Raw genomic sequence first — 19,011 nt, 5'->3', positions numbered from 1 at the left:
GCCGATTAATACAGCGCCTTCAGAAGCTCACCTGCCCCTTGAGCGACCAAATCTTTCGCCAAAGCCACACCAAGCTGTTCAGCCTCTGCCGCTGCGCCCATAGATTCAGCTTTCAGCAAAGTTGCGCCGTCAACGCTGCCTACACGGCCTTCTAAATGAATTTTCCCATTTTGCAAAGTTGCATAGCCCGCGATCGGCACTTGGCATCCGCCTTCCAAATACGCATTGAAAGCGCGTTCCGCCCGCACACACACATCCGTCTCAGCATGCATAAGCGGGAAAATTAAGTCCAGTACAGCTTGATCTGCATCTCGGCATTCCAGGCCCAAAGCGCCCTGTCCAACTGCAGGCAGACTGAGTTTAGGCGCGATAGCATGGCGGATGCGTTCCGCTAAGCCTAAACGCTTTAAGCCGGCGCTTGCCAGAATAATGGCATCGTAATTTCCAGCATCCAGTTTAGCTAAGCGCGTACCGACATTGCCGCGCAAATCAATGATCTGCAAATCCGGGCGCTGCTTCAAAATTTGGCATTTACGGCGCAGGCTGGATGTGCCGACTTTGGCCCCTTGAGGCAAATCATCAAAATGTCGGTAAGTATTGGATACAAAAGCATCCAGCGGGTCTTCACGCTCACAGATCACGGCCAAAGCCAAACCTTCAGGCAAGGCCATCGGCACATCCTTCATGGAATGTACAGCCAGATCAGCGCGGCCATCCATTAAGGCCGCTTCCAGTTCTTTCACAAATAACCCTTTGCCGCCAATTTTGGCCAATGGCGTATCTAAAATTTTATCGCCCTGTGTCACAAAGGTCACCAACTCAACCTTTAAGTCCGCATGCAGCGCTTCCAGACGTGCTTTAATATGCTCTGCCTGCCACAGGGCCAGCGGGCTTTGACGAGTTGCGATTTTCAGGGTTTTCATAAATTTTAAACGGCTGTAAGAATAAACATTATTCTAAACTTATCTTGCCGATATTAAAATGCAAGTAAATTTAAGAAAGATGACAGCATTTATTCCTTTCTGCAGCTTTACAATTTCTGAATCCGCTCGCGCAAATTCGGTAAATGCCTTCGGCTCACCGCAAGGCGCTCCTCAAGCTCGCGGCAGCGCACTTGGTATTGCCCTGAACTGACCACTTCCAAACCATCCAAATAATTGACTGAAACCAGCGCATTGCGGTGAATGCGGATAAACTGGTCACCAAACTCTGTTTCCAGGTCTTTCAGTGTTTCATCAATCAGGACACTGCCGTTTTTATGGCGCACGGTGACATATTTTTGATCTGCTAAAAAATAATACACATTTTCAACAGGCACCAATTCAACACCGCGATAGGTCTTGGCCGCGATTTGATGGCGGCTGATTTTGAGTTCTTCCATAGTTTCTTTTTGTTTTAGACAGCTCACTTGAGCTTGGGTTAATCTTATTAAATGATCCAAAACCTGCTGCAGTTCCTGCTGCATCACCGGTTTGAGCAAATATCCTTCTGCGTTTGATTTGAATGCATCCAATGCGTGGTGGTCATATGCAGTGCAAAAAATGATTGCCGGCATCGGTTCAAGCTGGCGCAAATACTGAGCGCAGGCCAAACCATCCATTTCCGGCATTTGTATATCCAACAGCACAACATCGGGCTCAAGGCTTTTCGCTAATTCAACCGCCTGCTGTCCATGTGTTGCATGACCTGTCACTTGGTGCCCCAATTGAGTGACTAAGCGTGACAAGCGCTCTAATGCAAGAGGCTCATCATCACAAATCAGGATGTCCATTTCTCCTCCTTACTCAGCTACCATCATTTTTTTTATAGGTTAACTGCACTGTTTTTACTTATATCGATATTGCACTACAGTCGTAAACATCCCTTCTCCTGCAAAGCTTTGGAATGCTGCAGATGAACCATAATACGCTTTCAGCCGCTGCTGCACATTTTCCACTGCAATACCATGTCCTTGACGTAAAGTTATTTTATCCTGTGCGTATGGGTTAGTAATGACTATATTGACTTGATTTTGCAATATTTCAATCAATATGCTTATCGTACTCTTAGTTAGAATTTTTTCAACTCCATGAAAAATACTATTTTCCACTAAGGGTTGTAAAGTTAGCAGCGGAATTTGTACACGCGCGTACATTTCCGGATTAACCAATTTCCATTCAACCTTTAAGCGCTCTCCCAGCCGGATTTGCTCAATGGCTAAATAGCGCCGGCATAAATCAATTTCATCACTCAGCGGCACCAGCTTCAGTTCCTGAAAGCTGGCGCGGAACAGGCGCGATAAATTCAGCAGCATTTCTTCGGCTTTATCTGGATCAATGCTGATGAGGCTGATAGCGCTGTTTAAGCTGTTAAATAAAAAATGCGGATGAATGCGGGCCTGCATGGCCTGAATGCGGGCATTCAGTTCACTGTTCTGCTGCCGGCTCCATTGTTCACGCAAATATAAATAGCGGAAGCAAAATGCGCCCAGCAGCATGCCAAAACTGAGATTCATGCCTGCGCGGCTGAACACCGTTCCCCAGCTGAGGCCAGCAAAGCTGAAGCTATGCCCAAAATACATTAGAATATTCAGAACGAGTGTGGTGCCCAGGACAATCAGCTGCAGCAACAAAAAGCCCAGCAGCAAAGTCAATTTCAAATTCAGCGGTGACAAGCGCTGATCGAAATATTCTACAATCGCCGCGAAAGCCAGCAACACCCAATTAATAAATAAAATATGCTGCATCAGGCTGCTGAAGCTTAAATTTGACCATGACTGCGCCTGCGCTAAAGCCAGCACCAGTGCCAAAATATTGCCGGCAGTAAACAGCTCAAGGACATACTGCCAGCGCCCAATCCTGCTGGAAAAAAAAGAAACCTCCATTTGCCCTCACTGCTCGAAAAAGATTGATGAACTTGCACTTCGGCAATAGGGTTCGAATTTGCTATACTCTTGGACAGTTCTACTGCTTTTTATCTTATTGAGCCGACATGACCACATCTTCTAATTCCTCAAATCCGTCACAAGCCCAAACTTCGGGCATGTGGGGCGGCCGTTTCTCTGAAGCAACTGACGCTTTTGTTGCTGAATTTACAGCATCTGTTCAATTTGACCAACGCTTTTATAAACAAGATATTGCAGGTTCTATCGCGCATGCAACCATGCTTGCCAAAGTTGGCGTATTAACCGAACAGGAACGCAATGACATCGTTAACGGCTTAAATACGATTAAAGCTGAGATTGAAGCAGGCAATTTCGAATGGCGCATCGACTTAGAAGATGTGCACATGAATATTGAGTCGCGCTTAACGCAGCGGATCGGCATAGCCGGCAAAAAGCTGCATACGGGCCGCAGCCGCAATGACCAAGTGGCAACAGACATCCGTTTATATGTGCGTGATGAAATTGATGCCATTTTGCAATTGCTTGAAAAACTGCAAAAAGGGATTTTGGGCTTGGCTGCGAAAAACACCAACACCATCATGCCGGGCTTCACGCATTTGCAAACCGCGCAGCCTGTGACTTTTGGCCACCATTTAATGGCCTGGTTTGAAATGCTGGTGCGTGACTCTGAGCGCTTGATTGACTGCCGCAAACGCACCAACCGCATGCCATTGGGTTCAGCGGCGCTTGCAGGAACCACCTACCCGATTGACCGCGCCTATACAGCGGAACTGTTAGGTTTTGAAGCCGTTGCAGAAAATTCGCTGGATGCGGTGTCTGACCGTGATTTTGGCATTGAGTTCAATGCTGCGGCCTCGCTCATCATGATGCACATGTCGCGCATGTCTGAAGAAATGATTCTTTGGACATCTGCACAATTCAAATTTGTGAACATTCCAGACCGTTTCTGCACCGGTTCTTCAATCATGCCGCAAAAGAAAAATCCGGATGTGCCTGAGCTGATCCGCGGTAAAACCGGCCGTGTGTATGGCGACTTGATGAGTTTGCTGACCCTGATGAAAGGCCAGCCTTTGGCTTACAACAAAGATAACCAAGAAGACAAAGAGCCTTTGTTTGATGCCATTGATACCGTCCGCGGTTCACTCATGGCATTCGCTGACATGATTCCCGCATTGGTTCCCAACATTGAAATCATGCGTGAAGCGGCGCTGCGCGGTTTCTCTACCGCCACTGACTTGGCGGATTACCTGGTGAAAAATGGCGTGGCGTTCCGTGATGCGCATGAGATTGTGGGTAAAGCGGTCGCGCTAGGCGTGCAAGAATCCAAAGATTTGTCTGAACTGAGCCTTGAGCAGCTTCAGCAGTTCTCAGACTTGATTCAAGCCGATGTCTTTGAAAAAGCGCTGACACTTGAAGCGTCAGTCAATGCCCGCAACCACATTGGCGGGACTGCGCCAGCTCAGGTAGAAGCCGCCATTGAACGCGCTTATGCCCGTTTGGAAAAACTTTACGCTTAAAGGATAGGCGCCATGACTCGACAAATATTTTGCCGCAAGTATCAAAAAGAAATGGAAGGATTGGATTTTGCACCGTTTCCCGGTGCAAAAGGCCAGGAATTATTTGACTCTGTGTCCAAAGAAGCTTGGCAGGAATGGCTGAAGCACCAGACTACGCTGATCAATGAAAAGCGTTTAAACGTGTTTGAGCCGGATGCGAAAAAGTTTCTTGAAGAACAGCGTGAAAAATTCTTTAACAATGATGAGTCATTGGAAAAAGCTGAAGGCCTGAAGCCTGAGGCGTGATAAAGCGGAGCACTGCTCCGCCACGCCGCAAGACAAGAAGCTATGCTTCGAGTGGAAAAACTAAAGCACTGCTTTTCTTTTTTTACGCAAGACAAGCAAAGCGCGTAGTTTTAATTGTCAAAAGGGAGTCTGAAAAGATTCCCTTTTTAGCTTAGAAGCACTGCTCCGCCACGCCGCAAGACGAGAAGCTATGCTTCGAGTGGAAAAAATAAAGCGCTGCTTTAATTTTTATTCAAGACAAACACCGAAGGTGTGCGCAGGCTTTAATCTGAAAAATCCCCATCCTTGGGGATTTTTTTATGGGCTGCCTTATTGTTCTGCAAGGCAAGCGAAGCGCGCAGCTCCAAATGCCATCAAGGAATCTGAAACGGCTCCTTTTTTTATCAAGCAAAATACTGCGCCGCCTGAACACAAGATCAGCCATTTTGCACCCAACCCATTGAAACAGCAGAATGTTTAAGTTTTTTTAAGTCTGGACATCCCTTTGCACAGCATTCTTAAGCTGAGGAGAGTCATAGAATTTGTATCAAAATTAGGAAATGTAAATTTGCGCTACATTCTCTTAATAAAACGCAGCATTACAATACAAGAACCTACATGATTTTGGCGTTGCGAGTTCCTATAATCGGTTTCAAGAAGATGGAAACATCTTCGAATAATAGTGATAAGTATCCCCGATTTTCTTCCCAGATTTCCCCCAAAGTCTGGGAATTTTTTTATTCTAATGCCTGCAGATTCTGCAATTTTTGACTTGAGTCAATAGCCAGCCTGAAATGTGCTGCCAGCCGGCATTTTTAAATATTAAAGGCGGCATAAAAAAACCCCATAAAGGGGCTTTCAGAGCTCTAAGCTTAAGGCTGCTTCAAATACGGCCATGCTGCTTTTAAATAAATAAACATGGACCATAGCGTTAAAATCACGGCGGTATACAGCAGCGCATAAGCCAGCATTTCCAGCGGCGGCCAATTCAGCAGAAAGACGGAGATCGCAATCATTTGGAATGCTGTTTTGTATTTGCCCACTGTGGATACCGCAACACTGGTGCGCGCGCCCAGTTCCGCCATCCACTCGCGCAGCGCAGACACGGTAATCTCACGTGAAATAATCACAATGGCGGCAAAAGCCATCGAAATCGTGGGCTGCCATTGCACCAGCACAATCAGCGCCGCCGCCACCATCAGCTTATCTGCAACAGGATCCAGAAAGCGGCCAAAGGCTGAAGTCTGGTTTAAGGTGCGCGCCAAATAGCCATCGAACCAATCCGTAACCGCAGCCACTACAAAAATCCCCGTCAGCAGCATATGCCGGCTCATGCCGGCATCATGGCCTTCAACTCCCATGGCCGGCGGCCAATAGGCCACAAGCAAAAATACCGGAATTAAAGCAATACGCGCTAAAGTTAAAATGTTTGGAATATTCAGGATTCGACCTGCAGTCATAGACACCGCCAATGTTTCCCCTTCATGCACGATGCAAATGCACAATATATTGAGGATTTACCCTTCGTTAATTCTGTTCACTTTATACGAAATGGCCTAAAGTGTCACTAGGCAAACACGGTAACTGTTTGCCGTGAAATCGCGATCAGCCGGCCTTTTGCATCCCATAAATGCGCATATTCCGTCGAATAGCCGTCTCCTGCATAGTCGGTAAATACTTTATATTTAAACCAATCCTGCACCTGATGCTGCAGCGGGTGCACATACGTCAGATGCCATGTCAGCGAACTGGCTGGCGCCATGCGCGTATACATCGGCAGCACACCGGGCGGCCACATATCGAAGGCCACCATTAAATCCGCCACCGTCATCTCGCGGTTTTCATGCCATGCAGGATCAAAGCGGAACCAGCCGCCAAAATCAGGCTGCTGGGCTGCCGTGCACGGATACTGCCCTTCAGCCCATGCCATTTGCATCTGCTTAAAGCATTCCGGCGCCAAAGGATGATGCTGCGCGATCTGCAGGTCTTCAACAGCAGGATAATCTGGCGCTGCCCGCTCATGGCTCACCTGAATAGATGATTCGCGCTGCGCGCCAAAGCTGGCCAGTAAAATGCTTTGCACCGCGCCACCCTGCCAAAGCCGGACTTCCACGGTGGTCACAGATTTTCCTTCACGCAGGATTTCCGCAGTCAGCTTCACTGAACTTAATTGCACAGGCCCGACAAAAGTCACACTGGCGCTGAGCAAGCGCTTCTCCTCATCGGCCACCGCCAGCACGGCTTTCTGCATCAGCATGCCCGCCACCAAGCCGCCATAAATCGTGCGCCCCTGCAGCCAGCCTTGCGGAATATCGACGGTATCTGACTGCTGAATCTGCTCATATAATGCGGTTAATGACATGCTGCTTCCCTGCTGAACGCCAACGTGATGGCCGATACGCTATCTTTATTGGAATGGCTGCTGATGTAAATGCTCAATGACCCATGGGTCATTGAGCATTTTAGCCAAGCGCTTCCATTTTCAGCACAGCGCTGTAAGCCCGCATAGGGTCAGGCAATTTATTCATGCAAAATTTTATAAATGGTGCGCGCCATCACCTCTCCCAAACCTGGCACCAGTTTCAATTCATTTTCTGAGGCTTTCAGCACGCCTTGAATGCCGCCGAAGTGGGTCAATAAGTCACGGCGCCGCTTTGGCCCCAAACCCGGAATGACTTCAAGCACTGAAGAACCGCGCTTTTTATCCCGCTTAGCGCGGTGTTTGGTAATGGCAAAACGGTGCGCTTCATCACGCACCTGCTGAATCAAATGCAGCGCTTTGTGGTCTTCAGGCAGCTGAATTTTCGTGCCATCGGTAAAGTGCAGCGTTTCAAGGCCCGGCTTGCGCCCTTCCCCTTTGGACACACCAATCATAAACGCATCCAGTTCCAGTTCCCGCATCACCTCCATCGCCATATGCAGCTGGCCTTTGCCGCCGTCGATCAACAGCAGGTCAGGCAGCATGGCTTTTTTATAGCGGCGGGTCAGCGCCTGGCGCATCGCCGCATAGTCATCGCCTTCGGTAATGTCATTGATGGAAAACTGGCGGTAATCGCGCTTGCGTGCGCCGCCTGCATCAAACACGACACAGGAAGCAACCGTGGCTTCCCCCATGGTATGGGAAATATCAAAACATTCAATGCTGTCAATGGGCCTGCCCGCCACCTGTTCCAGCTGATGAAAGCGTTCATTCAATTCAAAATGATTGGCCAGCTTGCCTTTAATCGCATGCTGCACATTCATCTGCGCCAGCTCCAGCCATTCAGCGCGGGTTTCACGCACACTGTGCTTAATTTGAATCTTTTTCTCAAAGTGCTGCTGCAGCGCCTGCTCCAGTTCTTTGCGGTTGACCGGTTCAACATTCACAATCAATTCAGCTGGAATCTCATCCGCCACCTGAAAATAAAAGTTGGCGATGAAATCTGACAGCATTTGCGCCAGATCATCACCGAGCATATCCGGGAAATAGCTTTTGCCGCCCAGCATCTTGCCATTGCGCACATGCATAATCTGCACGCAGGTCACCCCCGCATGGTAGGCGATTGCAATAATATCCGCTTCGCCTTTGACTTTGTAAATCGCCTGCTGCGCCTGCACATCCCGCAGCAGCGCCATGCGGTCACGGTAAAACACCGCTTTTTCAAACTCCAAAGCCTCGGCCGCCTGCTCCATTTTTGCAATCAGTTCTTGATTCAGCTCTTTGGTATCGCCCTGCAAAAAACGGATCGAGTTATCGACATCATTTTTATACTCTTCAGGGCTAATGAGTCCCACACACGGCGCGGAACAGCGCTTGATTTGATACTGCAGGCACGGGCGCTTGCGCTGTGAAAAATAGCTGTTTTCACACTGGCGCACATTGAACAGCTTTTGCAGCACCAGCAGCGTATCGCGGGCATTGTAAGCGCTTGGATAGGGCCCAAAAAACTTGCCGGCCTGATGCTTGCCCTTGCCGCGGCCTGACGCAATGCGCGGATAAGGCTGATCTGCGGAAATGAAAATATAGACGTAGGACTTATCGTCCCGCAGCATGATGTTGTAGGGCGGCCGGTGCAGCTTAATCAGATTCTGCTCCAGCAGCAGCGCTTCGGTTTCAGAACGGACGACTAAGGTTTCGATGTCATAAATGCGCGCCACCAGCGCCTGCGTCTTCGGATGCTCAATGGTTTTGACAAAATAGCTGGAGACGCGGTTTTTTAAATTTTTTGCTTTGCCCACATACAACAGCTCGCCATCCTTGCCCAGCATGCGGTACACGCCTGGCAAAGTCGTCATATGGGCTAGAATTTTTTCAATATGTTCACGCGCGTTTTCGTTCACTGGCGGCCTGTCTTCTGCTGATTCACTGCATTGCTGCGTCTATGCTACATGATGTGATGGTTTAAGCCGTATTTTCAAGCATTCCCCCCTGAATTTTACGGCGCTGGCAATAACATGATTGCTAAAAGCTATTATTGAAAAAACTGAAGTTTGCTATGCTCAAAGCGTGCGGAATGTATTGTTGAGGCGCCTGTTTTTTTTGATGACTCTTTTCCCTGCCAATCCAGTTTTAAACCCAAGGAATCAAACGGAATGAACACAGCCCATTCAGCCCTCCATGCCGTGAAGCCTACGACGTCGACACACAGCGCATCGAAAAAAGACCGCTTGATTGGCAAGCCGCGCTTTCATTTTGAACCGCAGGTGGTGATGCAAAGCTTAAGGCAGCGGATTATTGGCCAGGATGATGCGCTGAATGAAATTGAAAAAATGCTGCAGGTGGTCAAAGCGGATTTTTCCAGCCCCGAACGCCCGCTTTCGGTGACCTTAATGCTGGGCCCAACCGGGGTCGGCAAAACCGAAACTGTGCGTTTAATTGCTGAAGCTATTTATGGCCGTTCAGACGCCTTTTGCCGCATTGATATGAACACCTTGGCGCAGGAACATTATGCCGCAGCCATTACCGGCGCGCCTCCGGGCTATGTCGGCTCGAAAGAAGGCTACAGCCTGTTTGATGAAGCCTCCATAGCAGGCTCACATACCCGTCCGGGCATTGTGCTGTTTGATGAACTGGAAAAAGCCTCGATTGAAGTGCTGCGCGGCCTGATGAATGTGCTGGACACCGGCACGCTGACCCTGACGGCAGGCACCAAAACCATTGATTTCCGCAACTGCATGATTTTCATGACCAGCAATATCGGCGCGCAGGCTGCGCAGCTGTATTTAGATAAATTGAATTTCCTGCCTCAAAAAATGCAGGATCTGTGTTTAAAGCGCGTACCGACCCAGCGCATTATTGAAAAAGCCATGCAGCGTAAATTCGATCCTGAATTTCTCAACCGCATTGACCGCGCCCTGCACTATCGGCCGGTGCAAAATGATGCCTTACCAAGGCTGGTCGAAATTGAACTGGAAAAACTCAATCAGCGCCTGCAGCATCAAAAACGCAGCCTTTCCTTAACAGAAAGCGCCAAAGCGCATTTTTGCCAAGGGCATGACATCCGCTACGGCGCCCGGCATTTGGCGCGCAGAATGCGCACCGAGCTTGAACCGATTTTGGCCGTGCATTTTCTCACCCACCCCGAGCAGGCCGCACTGCATATCGACTGTTCAAACGGCCAGCTGACGGTAAAATCCTCTGCCTGAACAAACAGCAGATTTATTGGCCCAACCCGCAGCAACAGGCCTGATCCATATGTTATGAAGCCTGTGATCAACAAATCGGTCAGATATTCCTGTCAAGGATAAAACAAGCAGAATGGTTAAATACAGCGAATCAAGAATGCTGCTTTCATGTATGGATCAGGCACTCCAATTGCTGAAATACCCGATTTGATGATCTGAACAAATGAAAAAAAGGCACAGCGAACTGTACCTTTAAAAGTTGAATATCAAGCAATATTACTTCAGCAATGACAGTGCCTGAGCCGCTGTATTGTTATAGTACGTACAGCCCTGCTCATAATTTTTCAGTACGCTGCTGTACCAGTAATAATCCTCAGACTGTGCAGGCGTATCTGCAATCAATGCTTTTACTTTAGTGATCTGAGCGCCAGCACTGAAATTTTCAAAATCATACATTTCACCGTAATAGGCATTACCCTGATCATTCACAACGGCAAAATCATCCCGAAGAATATTATATTGGTCAAAAAACTGAACATATTTCCACTCATGCCCTCCCCAGTTTCCACTGGAAATTTTGTAAGTCCATTGCTCTGCAGCAGCGATGTCTTTTACCCAGTCTTCCAATATCTCTGAAATTTCCTGATAGCTGGCGCCAGTATCCATATCTGCCCGCTCAAAACGGATATAGCCCTGCTTTGATTCAGTTCTGGCTGTGACATAACATGTTGAACCTGCAGGGAACGACTGAACCGGCTTCAGAGATGCTTGCACAATAGGAGCGGCTGTATTCAGAGTATTTTTCTGTGCAAGATAGTTATAAAACTCACGGATACCCGGGTAAACGGTTGCAAAAATATCCTTGCCTGAAATATCCACCTTTTTCAGATATTCAGTTCTTAAATGGCCTGGCACTTCACTGAAAGTCAAAATTTCCGGACTCTGCGCACGGGTTTCCATATTCACCCATGTGTTGTTGTACAGCGTTGATGGTGACAGTAAAAAACTGTCCGGCCCCAGCGTGGTACTGTACTGCACCTGGCCTGTACCGCCATTGACGTAACGGATTGTCTTTACACTCAGGAAGTTTCCATCATCTGCAATATAGGCATAATCTGCAGTGACAGCAGCCGGCGGCTGAACTGCCTGTTCTGATGAAGAACTATCTCCCCCGCCGCCCCCGCAGCCTGTCAATAAGATTGCAGCGGCAAAGACAGATAACCCCGCTTTTAAATTTTTCATTTTCATTTTCTACTTAGCATGTAATATTTTTCTTCCTGCGCAGTCTATTTTGCTAATTAAACAAACACAAGTTAGACTTAAGCTACTAATTATTATAAATAAAAATAAAATTAACAAATACTTAACAAACACCCTGCCTGATGCGCTAGTTCTTTGACATCAATAGGCTGGTGAAACCCTGCTTGTCTTTTGGGGAAACCAGTACAGATTTAATTTTTCCATCTTTCAGATAATCAACTTTCAGACGGTCAAGGGACAGCGCAGGTGATGAAACAGAGTTGGACGTCGGAGAAATGCCCTGAATATCAGCCATAGGAATATTCCTGTTCAGCCACATGCAGCGAATATTCAATTGCCCGTTAGCCACAGTATACCGTGTCGTCCAGACCGGCCACCAGATCATTGCAATAGTCAGCACATAAACCGCGGTATGCTCTGGATACTCTGCCATGGTGCCCTTCGCATACATGGTCAGCAGCAGCTGTATCAGCATACCCGTCAAACAGATCACAAACCCCATTACCCACCAGTCAATTTTACTTCGAAATCTTTGCATAGCCGGAAACCATAATTTTTCAATGCTTATTTTTGCAGTGTAGATTAATCCCATATTTTTTTCATGGATTAATGATCAACACTGCAAAACTAATCCTCATAAAAACGCGCCGCAGGGTATTTTGAGCCGCAATTGACTTTTCTGACTGCAAATAAAGATCCGTCTACAAAAAAAAACAGTCCATTGATAGCATAAATCATGCCGTGACAAATTTTAAAATACCTGCTTAAACAATCAGTTCCCATACACTAGCTGCTGCAGATGCAGGCATGGCGCAGTTCAGCCGCCATTGATGAGAAAAAAAATTGATGACCCTTGCGTCACGGCTTGATACAACTTGTTATGTTCTTTTTAGATATAGTTATCGTAAGATTAGCGAGGCAAAAAGTGCGCAGGAATCGCGTACTCACCGCTTCAAAACATCAACTTAGAAGTCCTCCAAAATAAAGGAGATCAGGCATGATCCACGCTGGCAATGCCATTACCGTCCAAATGCTTTCGGACGGAATTGCAGAATTCCGCTTTGACTTACAAGGTGAGTCGGTCAACAAATTTAACCGTGCAACAATTGAAGATTTTAAAGCTGCAATTGACGCGGTTAAAGCAAACGGTGACATCAAAGGCTTAATCGTTACTTCGGCTAAATCTACATTTATCGTTGGCGCAGATATTACTGAATTTGGCGCAAACTTCGCTCAAGGCGAACAAGCGATTGTGGATTGGGCATTGCCTGTTCACGACATCTTCAATGCGTTTGAAGATTTAGACATTCCTAAAGTTGCAGCAATCAATGGCATGGCATTGGGCGGCGGCTTTGAAATGTGCCTCGTGTGTGACTATCGCGTGATGTCAGAAGCGGCGCAAGTCGGCCTTCCTGAAATCAAACTGGGCATCTTCCCTGGTTTCGGCGGTACAGTTCGTTTAAGCCGTCTGATTGGTATCGACAATGCAGTTGAATGGATGGCGATGGCTAATCCTAAAAAACCAGCTGCTGCACTGAAAGACGGTGCGGTTGATGCGGTTGTTGCTGCGGATAAACTGCAAGACGCGGCAATTGACTTGGTTAAACAAGCCCTTGCTGGCCGTGTAGACTGGAAAGCAAAACGCCAGGAAAAACTTGACCCAGTTAAATTGAACCCAATCGAACAAATGATGGCGTTTAACTCGGCGAAAGGTGCAGTTCTTGCAAAAGCAAATCCTGCTCAATACCCTGCGCCTAAGCTACTTCTTGACTCATTACAAGCAGGTGCAAGCCTTCCGCGTAATGAAGCGCTTCAAGCTGAAGCGGCTGGTTTTGCAAAAGCAGCCATTACGCCACAAGCAAATGCGTTAATTGGTCTATTCATCAATGACCAAGTGGTGAAGAAAACTTCGAAGAAATATGAAAAAGGTGCGCACCCTGTAAACCAAGCGGCTGTATTGGGCGCGGGTATCATGGGTGGCGGTATTGCTTACCAAGCGGCAAGCAAAGGCACACCAATCATCATGAAAGACATTGGTAACCCGCAGCTTGCTTTAGGTATGAAAGAAGCCAATGGCTTACTGACCAAACAAGTTGAACGCAAGAAGATGAAACCTGCTCAAATGGGTGAAACACTTGCGCGCATCCGTCCGACTTTAAGCTATGACGAGTTTAAAGAAGTGGACATCGTGATTGAAGCGGTGACTGAAAATCCAAAAGTAAAAGGCATTGTACTTGCTGAAACTGAGAAGAACGTTCGTGACAACACGATCATTGCTTCAAATACTTCAACCATTTCAATCACGCGTTTGGCTGAAAACCTGCAGCGTCCTGAAAACTTTGTCGGTATGCACTTCTTTAACCCAGTACACATGATGCCATTGGTAGAAGTGATCCGTGGTGAGAAGACTTCGGCTGAAGCGATTGCAACGACTGTGGTTCTTGCTCAGAAAATGGGTAAAACACCAATCGTAGTAAACGACTGTCCAGGTTTCCTTGTAAACCGCGTATTGTTCCCTTACTTCGGTGCATTTGACCTTCTATTGAAAGACGGTGCTGACTTCCAGCAAGTCGACAAAGTCATGGAAAAATTCGGCTGGCCAATGGGTCCTGCTTACTTGATCGACGTGGTCGGTATCGACACGGGCGTTCACGGTGCAGAAGTCATGGCGGAAGGTTTCCCTGACCGTATGAAGCCAGACTTCAAAGGTTCAATCGAAATCATGTACGAAAACAAACGTTTGGGTCAAAAGAACGACGTTGGTTTCTACAAATACGAACTTGACCGTAAAGGCAAAAAAGCCAAAGTGGTTGATCCAACTGCGTATGAGCTTGTTGCTACTGTGGCAACTGCGGAAAAACGCGAGTTTGATGCTCAAGAAATCATTGACCGTATGATGCTGGCTTTCTGTAACGAAACTGTTCGTTGCCTAGAAGACAACATCGTAGCGACTGCTTCTGAAGCAGACATGGCAATGATTATGGGTGTAGGTTTCCCTCCATTCCGTGGTGGTCCATGCCGTTACATCGACCAAACAGGTGTTGCTGAATACGTTGCACTTTGCGACAAATACGCACACTTAGGTAAGGCTTATGAAGCGCCACAAATGTTGCGTGACATGGCTGCTAACAACAAAAAATTCTACGGTTAAGGAGCAACGTGAATGGCTACTTTAAATCCACGTGACGTTGTCATCGTTGATGGCGTACGTTCAGCAATGGGTAAAACCAAAAACGGCATGTTCCGCAATGTACGTGCTGACAGCTTATCGGCTGAATTGGTTCGTGCTTTAGTTGCCCGCAACCAGTTTGACACCAATGAAGTTGAAGACCTGATCTGGGGCTGTGTAAACCAGACTCTAGAACAAGGGATGAACATTGGCCGTAACATTGGTTTATTGGCTGATCTTCCAAAAACTGTGGCAGGTCAAACGGTGAACCGTCTTTGTGGTTCTTCTATGCAAGCGCTTCACACCGCTGCTGCACAGATTGCAACTAACCAAGGTGATATCTTCATCATCGGTGGTGTAGAGCACATGGGTCACGTCGGCATGATGCACGGCATCGACCTGAACCCAGAAGCGTCTAAGCACTATGCAAAAGCGTCTAACATGATGGGCTTAACGGCTGAAATGTTAGGTCGTATGAACGGCATTACCCGTGAAGAACAAGACGCGTTCGGTGTTGAATCTCACCGCCGCGCTTGGGCTGCAACGCAAGAAGGTCGTTTCAAAAATGAAATCGTGGGTGTTGAAGGTCATGATACCAATGGCTTCAAAATCCTTTGCGACATCGACGAAGTGATTCGTCCAGATGCAAACCTTGAAGCATTCAAAGGTTTACGTCCTGTATTTGACCCGAAAGGCGGTACGGTAACAGCAGCAACGTCTTCAGCTTTGTCTGATGGTGCATCTGCAATGCTACTGATGTCTGCTGAACGTGCTCAAGCTTTAGGTCTTAAGCCACGCGCTGTGATTCGCTCTATGGCGGTTGCAGGCTGTGATGCTGCAATCATGGGTTATGGTCCTGTACCTGCAACTCAAAAAGCGCTTAAACGTGCTGGCTTAAGCATGGCGGATATCCAAACCATCGAGTTAAATGAAGCGTTTGCTGCTCAAGGCTTATCAGTGATGAAAGGCTTAGGTGTTTATGAGAAGCAAGACATCATTAACTTAAATGGTGGCGCGATTGCATTGGGTCACCCATTGGGTTGTTCTGGTGCGCGTATCACAACAACGTTGTTGAACGTAATGGAACAACAAGATACGCAAATCGGTCTTGCGACGATGTGTATCGGTCTAGGTCAAGGTATCGCGACCATTATCGAACGTGTTTAATTAACAAAATGCCTCTTATTTTCTTTGTGAATAAGAGGCATTTCTTTATCAAATACAAAATTTATAAAAAGTATGTAAAATAAGAAAAAAAATGGGTTCTAGATATGCAATTCAACTTCGAACAAATACGCTTTACTTTATTTTATACACAATCTTTATTTGAAAGCACCAGCAATCTTGAAACAATTTTTAGTTCATTTTTTTCTAGTGAACCTTCTTCATTTAGTTCTAATAAAGCATCTCATCAACGTAATGTCCAAAGCCTCATAGGTTTAGAAAATTTATCTATCAGTGCAAAAATTGATATTAATGGTAATAGATTAGATATTGTTTTAGATCTAGATCCAGATTCAGCAGTACAAGATTTAATTGCTATTAAAAAAACTATGGAATTAATCTTGGAAAAAATACCTGAAATTTTATCTTCCAACCCAATTAGAATTGCATTAGGTTTACTGGCGAGCAAATCTGCCAATTCCGTTACTGAGAGTATTAACTTTGTTAAAATTTTTCTTCCTGCACTTAGTTCAATTAGTGACTTAGCAGAGTTAGGTATTAGATTAAATAAAAAGCATAATTTTGATAATATCGATATAAATGGAATTATCAGCATCAATAGTGTTAAGCAAATTAGAAAAAAAATAAATCCCAATGAGTTTGTTTTTCTTCAGATTCCTCAATCCGAAATGCAAGATGCCTGTATTTTTGAATTCGATTTTAATACTGTTCCAGAAATACAACTTGAAAATAAAAATATTCAACATATTTTTAACTTTTTAAAAGATAAAATATTTTTTTATTTAGAGAAAGGAGTTGAATAATGCAAACCATTTATAAAACTTCAACTTCAAATTTAGATCTTCAAAATAATTTTTTGAATAATATTGTAGAAACATCTACAAAAAAAAATCATATTTACATTACTCAAAGTAGTGAAACTGTATCTACCAATCACTTCAATCTTGGTTTATTAAATATTGAAAAACATACTAATAATTTAATTAATTTGGAAAAATATTCAAATCAGAAGTACTATGCCTCTGCTTATGCATTATTATGGTTAGAGTATATTTTAGAAAGTTATGACTACCATAATATAAATTATATTTTCGAAAATATTGAAGTAGAAAAACTAGATGAGTGGGCTATAGTTTCTCTTTTAAGAACAACATCTTTTGCTAAAGAAAATATTCCTTGCTGGAATAAATTTTTAAAACGATGCCGTCGGTCATTAATTGCAAACAATAAAAACCCTGAGAAAGTATTAATTGGATTGTTTTAATAATGATTGATCAATCTTATTTTTTTAAATTTGATAACACCTATAATCTGGTTTATCAAAATAATAGAATTGGTTTAGGGGTAATTAGAACACCTCGTGGTTTCCATTCTGCTTTATTGTTTAATTTTAATAATCATATTTTTTTATTGCACCTAGTAGGTCATTGTTCAATAAACTTAGAGCAAATTCATGAACTTTCAAATGATGAAATTTATTGTATTCAATGGATTACCAATTTAGAACAATCAACTATTGATCATATGATAGTTGCTTTCATCCATATTTTAACCAAATATCGTCAAAGTATACCTTATGCTCCCTTATACAATCATAAACATGAATACTTTAATTCTGAACTAGAATATACAGGAAAGTTAGGCTTCAGCTGCTCTTCTTTTATTTTCCATGTATTTTCAAGAAAAGGGATTAACTTCATTGATATCGATAGCTGGGAAATATCTTCTCAAGCATTATCTTGGCAACAAGGAATTATTAATTTATTAGAAAGCCATATTCCTTCTGAACAGCGTAAAACATTAAATACAAATGACTTCATCGAAGAACTAAAAAGTGAATTAGGTATTTCACCTCGAATAAGTCCAGATGAACTTAGTGCTGGAGGCTATCATTATATTCAACAATCTCAACCTCAAAAATATTCATTTGTTCAAACTCAATTAAGTGGTATGCATAATGTAATAGATGCTGTGTGCACTTAATCACGAAGATATTAAGACAACAAGTGTTATCCCGTTATAGATTTGATTGAATGTTCAATCATTAAAATCTTATTCATCATACAGTTAAGTTCCATAGGCGTATCATGTTTCTATTCTTTTCTCCTATGGGGTTTAACATGACAAGGCTTTTTCTCTTGGTTCAAAAAATCAGCTTAAGCTGTAAAAAAAGATGTCCATGTGACATCTTTTTTTGTTTTCAACCATCAACTTTTCTCAGTCCTAAGTTCACATTCCTCTCCTATCCAAGCTTTTGGGCCAACAACGTCGCAAAATGCTGTTTAATCCTCTTTCCTTCTGCATCAACCCGATGTAATTCCCCGACATTTTCATTGTATTTCATAATGTTCCAGCCATCGTATAGCGCACTTAACTCTCCTGCTTTAAACGCAAAAGGAAAGTCAGCCTGCGCAGGTATAGCATTGGTATCCATCGCACAGACAATCAAGTTAAACCCATTTACATTTGTGGCTTGCTGCATCTGTGCAAGCAATGGTTTCACAGTTGGCGCTTGCAAGAACATCATCACCACCGTACAGCAAATAAAGTCGTATGTGCCGGTAATGCTTGGGTCAGCATTTAAATCCCGCTGTTGCAGATGAATCTTTTGAATACCTTCAACATCTATAATCTGCTGTAGTTTTTGCAAACTTTGCAGATTCACATCCCAAGCATCTACCTCAAAGCCCTGCTGGCTTAAATACAACGAATTTCGCCCTTGTCCACATCCAACATCCAAAGCATGACCGCCGTGTAAATACGGCATAGCCGCCAAAATTTCTGAGTGCGTAGGTGAAAGCTGATATTTCTTATAAAAATAATCCTGCGGGGTACAGTAAAATTGTAGCTGACACTCTATGTCATCACTGGTCGAAACAATTTTGTGCCATGCTTGAGGCTCAATAAACGGTGGCTGTTGCTCAGGGGTAAACAGATGTTCAGATTGCACATGGCCTGCCTCATCTAAAAAAGCAAAGCTTAGTTCACCTTGATAAATCTGTAGCTTGGCCCACGTACCTGCTTTGGTATTGTATTGATTTTTAAACCCTTGCGGAATGGTCTGCGCAGTCCACACAGGAAGTTCTTTATAACAAATTAAGTCTTGCATCAGCCTATTCCCCACAATG

General features: G+C 44.9%; 17 protein-coding genes. 8 read left to right on the top strand and 9 right to left on the bottom strand.

Annotated features, from left to right (window positions below):
- Positions 1–5: 5 nt before the first annotated feature.
- From hemC to JZ784_RS10365, 3 genes are all read right to left on the bottom strand, one after another.
- On the bottom strand, positions 6–923 hold the full coding sequence (hemC, locus tag JZ784_RS10375; RefSeq protein WP_346314828.1) for a hydroxymethylbilane synthase: 918 nt from the start codon (positions 921–923) through the stop codon (positions 6–8).
- Between the two features lie 107 nt (positions 924–1,030).
- The gene (locus JZ784_RS10370) at positions 1,031–1,771 is read right to left on the bottom strand and encodes a LytTR family DNA-binding domain-containing protein (RefSeq protein WP_346314827.1); all 741 of its coding nucleotides are present in this window, start codon (positions 1,769–1,771) and stop codon (positions 1,031–1,033) included.
- A 54-nt stretch (positions 1,772–1,825) separates the two neighbouring features.
- Positions 1,826–2,863: a histidine kinase gene (locus JZ784_RS10365; protein WP_346314826.1), complete on the bottom strand. Its 1,038-nt coding sequence runs from the start codon at positions 2,861–2,863 to the stop codon at positions 1,826–1,828.
- 107 nt (positions 2,864–2,970) lie between these two features.
- On the opposite strand from JZ784_RS10365, the gene argH reads away from it, so the two are divergent.
- Both argH and JZ784_RS10355 read left to right on the top strand, forming a co-directional pair.
- Complete coding sequence (gene argH, locus JZ784_RS10360; RefSeq protein ID WP_346314825.1) at positions 2,971–4,401, top strand: argininosuccinate lyase; 1,431 nt, start codon at positions 2,971–2,973, stop codon at positions 4,399–4,401.
- 12 nt (positions 4,402–4,413) lie between these two features.
- Positions 4,414–4,686, top strand: a complete 273-nt coding sequence (locus tag JZ784_RS10355) for an oxidative damage protection protein (protein WP_005006940.1) — start codon at positions 4,414–4,416, stop codon at positions 4,684–4,686.
- 851 nt (positions 4,687–5,537) lie between these two features.
- On the opposite strand, the gene pgsA is transcribed toward JZ784_RS10355, so the two are convergent.
- From pgsA to uvrC, 3 genes are all read right to left on the bottom strand, one after another.
- Positions 5,538–6,125: a CDP-diacylglycerol--glycerol-3-phosphate 3-phosphatidyltransferase gene (gene pgsA, locus JZ784_RS10350; protein WP_035361610.1), complete on the bottom strand. Its 588-nt coding sequence runs from the start codon at positions 6,123–6,125 to the stop codon at positions 5,538–5,540.
- 107 nt (positions 6,126–6,232) lie between these two features.
- On the bottom strand, positions 6,233–7,027 hold the full coding sequence (locus JZ784_RS10345) for a thioesterase family protein (RefSeq protein WP_346314824.1): 795 nt from the start codon (positions 7,025–7,027) through the stop codon (positions 6,233–6,235).
- A 158-nt stretch (positions 7,028–7,185) separates the two neighbouring features.
- Positions 7,186–8,985, bottom strand: coding sequence for an excinuclease ABC subunit UvrC (uvrC, locus tag JZ784_RS10340; RefSeq protein WP_346314823.1), 1,800 nt, complete (start codon positions 8,983–8,985; stop codon positions 7,186–7,188).
- A gap of 252 nt (positions 8,986–9,237) precedes the next feature.
- Here uvrC and JZ784_RS10335 point away from each other — a divergent pair, with 252 nt between their 5' ends.
- Positions 9,238–10,290, top strand: coding sequence for an AAA family ATPase (locus JZ784_RS10335; protein WP_346314822.1), 1,053 nt, complete (start codon positions 9,238–9,240; stop codon positions 10,288–10,290).
- A 255-nt stretch (positions 10,291–10,545) separates the two neighbouring features.
- Here JZ784_RS10335 and JZ784_RS10330 read toward each other — a convergent pair whose 3' ends face one another.
- Complete coding sequence (locus tag JZ784_RS10330) at positions 10,546–11,511, bottom strand: hypothetical protein (protein ID WP_346314821.1); 966 nt, start codon at positions 11,509–11,511, stop codon at positions 10,546–10,548.
- 145 nt (positions 11,512–11,656) lie between these two features.
- Positions 11,657–12,067 carry a PH domain-containing protein gene (locus JZ784_RS10325; RefSeq protein WP_346314820.1) on the bottom strand — a complete coding sequence of 137 codons (411 nt, stop codon included), beginning with the start codon at positions 12,065–12,067 and terminating at the stop codon, positions 11,657–11,659.
- Positions 12,068–12,526: 459 nt separating this feature from the next.
- Here JZ784_RS10325 and fadB point away from each other — a divergent pair, with 459 nt between their 5' ends.
- The 5 genes from fadB to JZ784_RS10300 all read left to right on the top strand — a co-directional run bounded on the left by fadB (position 12,527) and on the right by JZ784_RS10300 (position 17,866).
- On the top strand, positions 12,527–14,680 hold the full coding sequence (fadB, locus tag JZ784_RS10320; protein WP_346314819.1) for a fatty acid oxidation complex subunit alpha FadB: 2,154 nt from the start codon (positions 12,527–12,529) through the stop codon (positions 14,678–14,680).
- Between the two features lie 12 nt (positions 14,681–14,692).
- Entirely contained in the window at positions 14,693–15,865 is a 1,173-nt protein-coding gene (gene fadA, locus JZ784_RS10315) for an acetyl-CoA C-acyltransferase FadA (protein ID WP_346314818.1), read from the top strand.
- A gap of 104 nt (positions 15,866–15,969) precedes the next feature.
- Positions 15,970–16,686, top strand: coding sequence for a hypothetical protein (locus JZ784_RS10310; protein ID WP_346314817.1), 717 nt, complete (start codon positions 15,970–15,972; stop codon positions 16,684–16,686).
- Complete coding sequence (locus JZ784_RS10305; RefSeq protein ID WP_346314816.1) at positions 16,686–17,147, top strand: hypothetical protein; 462 nt, start codon at positions 16,686–16,688, stop codon at positions 17,145–17,147. Before JZ784_RS10310 ends, JZ784_RS10305 begins: the two co-directional genes overlap by 1 nt.
- A 2-nt stretch (positions 17,148–17,149) precedes the next feature.
- On the top strand, positions 17,150–17,866 hold the full coding sequence (locus tag JZ784_RS10300) for a hypothetical protein (RefSeq protein WP_346314815.1): 717 nt from the start codon (positions 17,150–17,152) through the stop codon (positions 17,864–17,866).
- A gap of 259 nt (positions 17,867–18,125) precedes the next feature.
- Here JZ784_RS10300 and tehB read toward each other — a convergent pair whose 3' ends face one another.
- On the bottom strand, positions 18,126–18,992 hold the full coding sequence (tehB, locus tag JZ784_RS10295) for an SAM-dependent methyltransferase TehB (protein WP_346314814.1): 867 nt from the start codon (positions 18,990–18,992) through the stop codon (positions 18,126–18,128).
- Positions 18,993–19,011 lie beyond the last annotated feature (19 nt).

It is taken from the genome of Acinetobacter sp. CWB-B33 (assembly GCF_039655955.1).
GTDB lineage: Bacteria > Pseudomonadota > Gammaproteobacteria > Pseudomonadales > Moraxellaceae > Acinetobacter > Acinetobacter bouvetii.
This window is presented reverse-complemented; position numbering and strand designations above follow the sequence as displayed.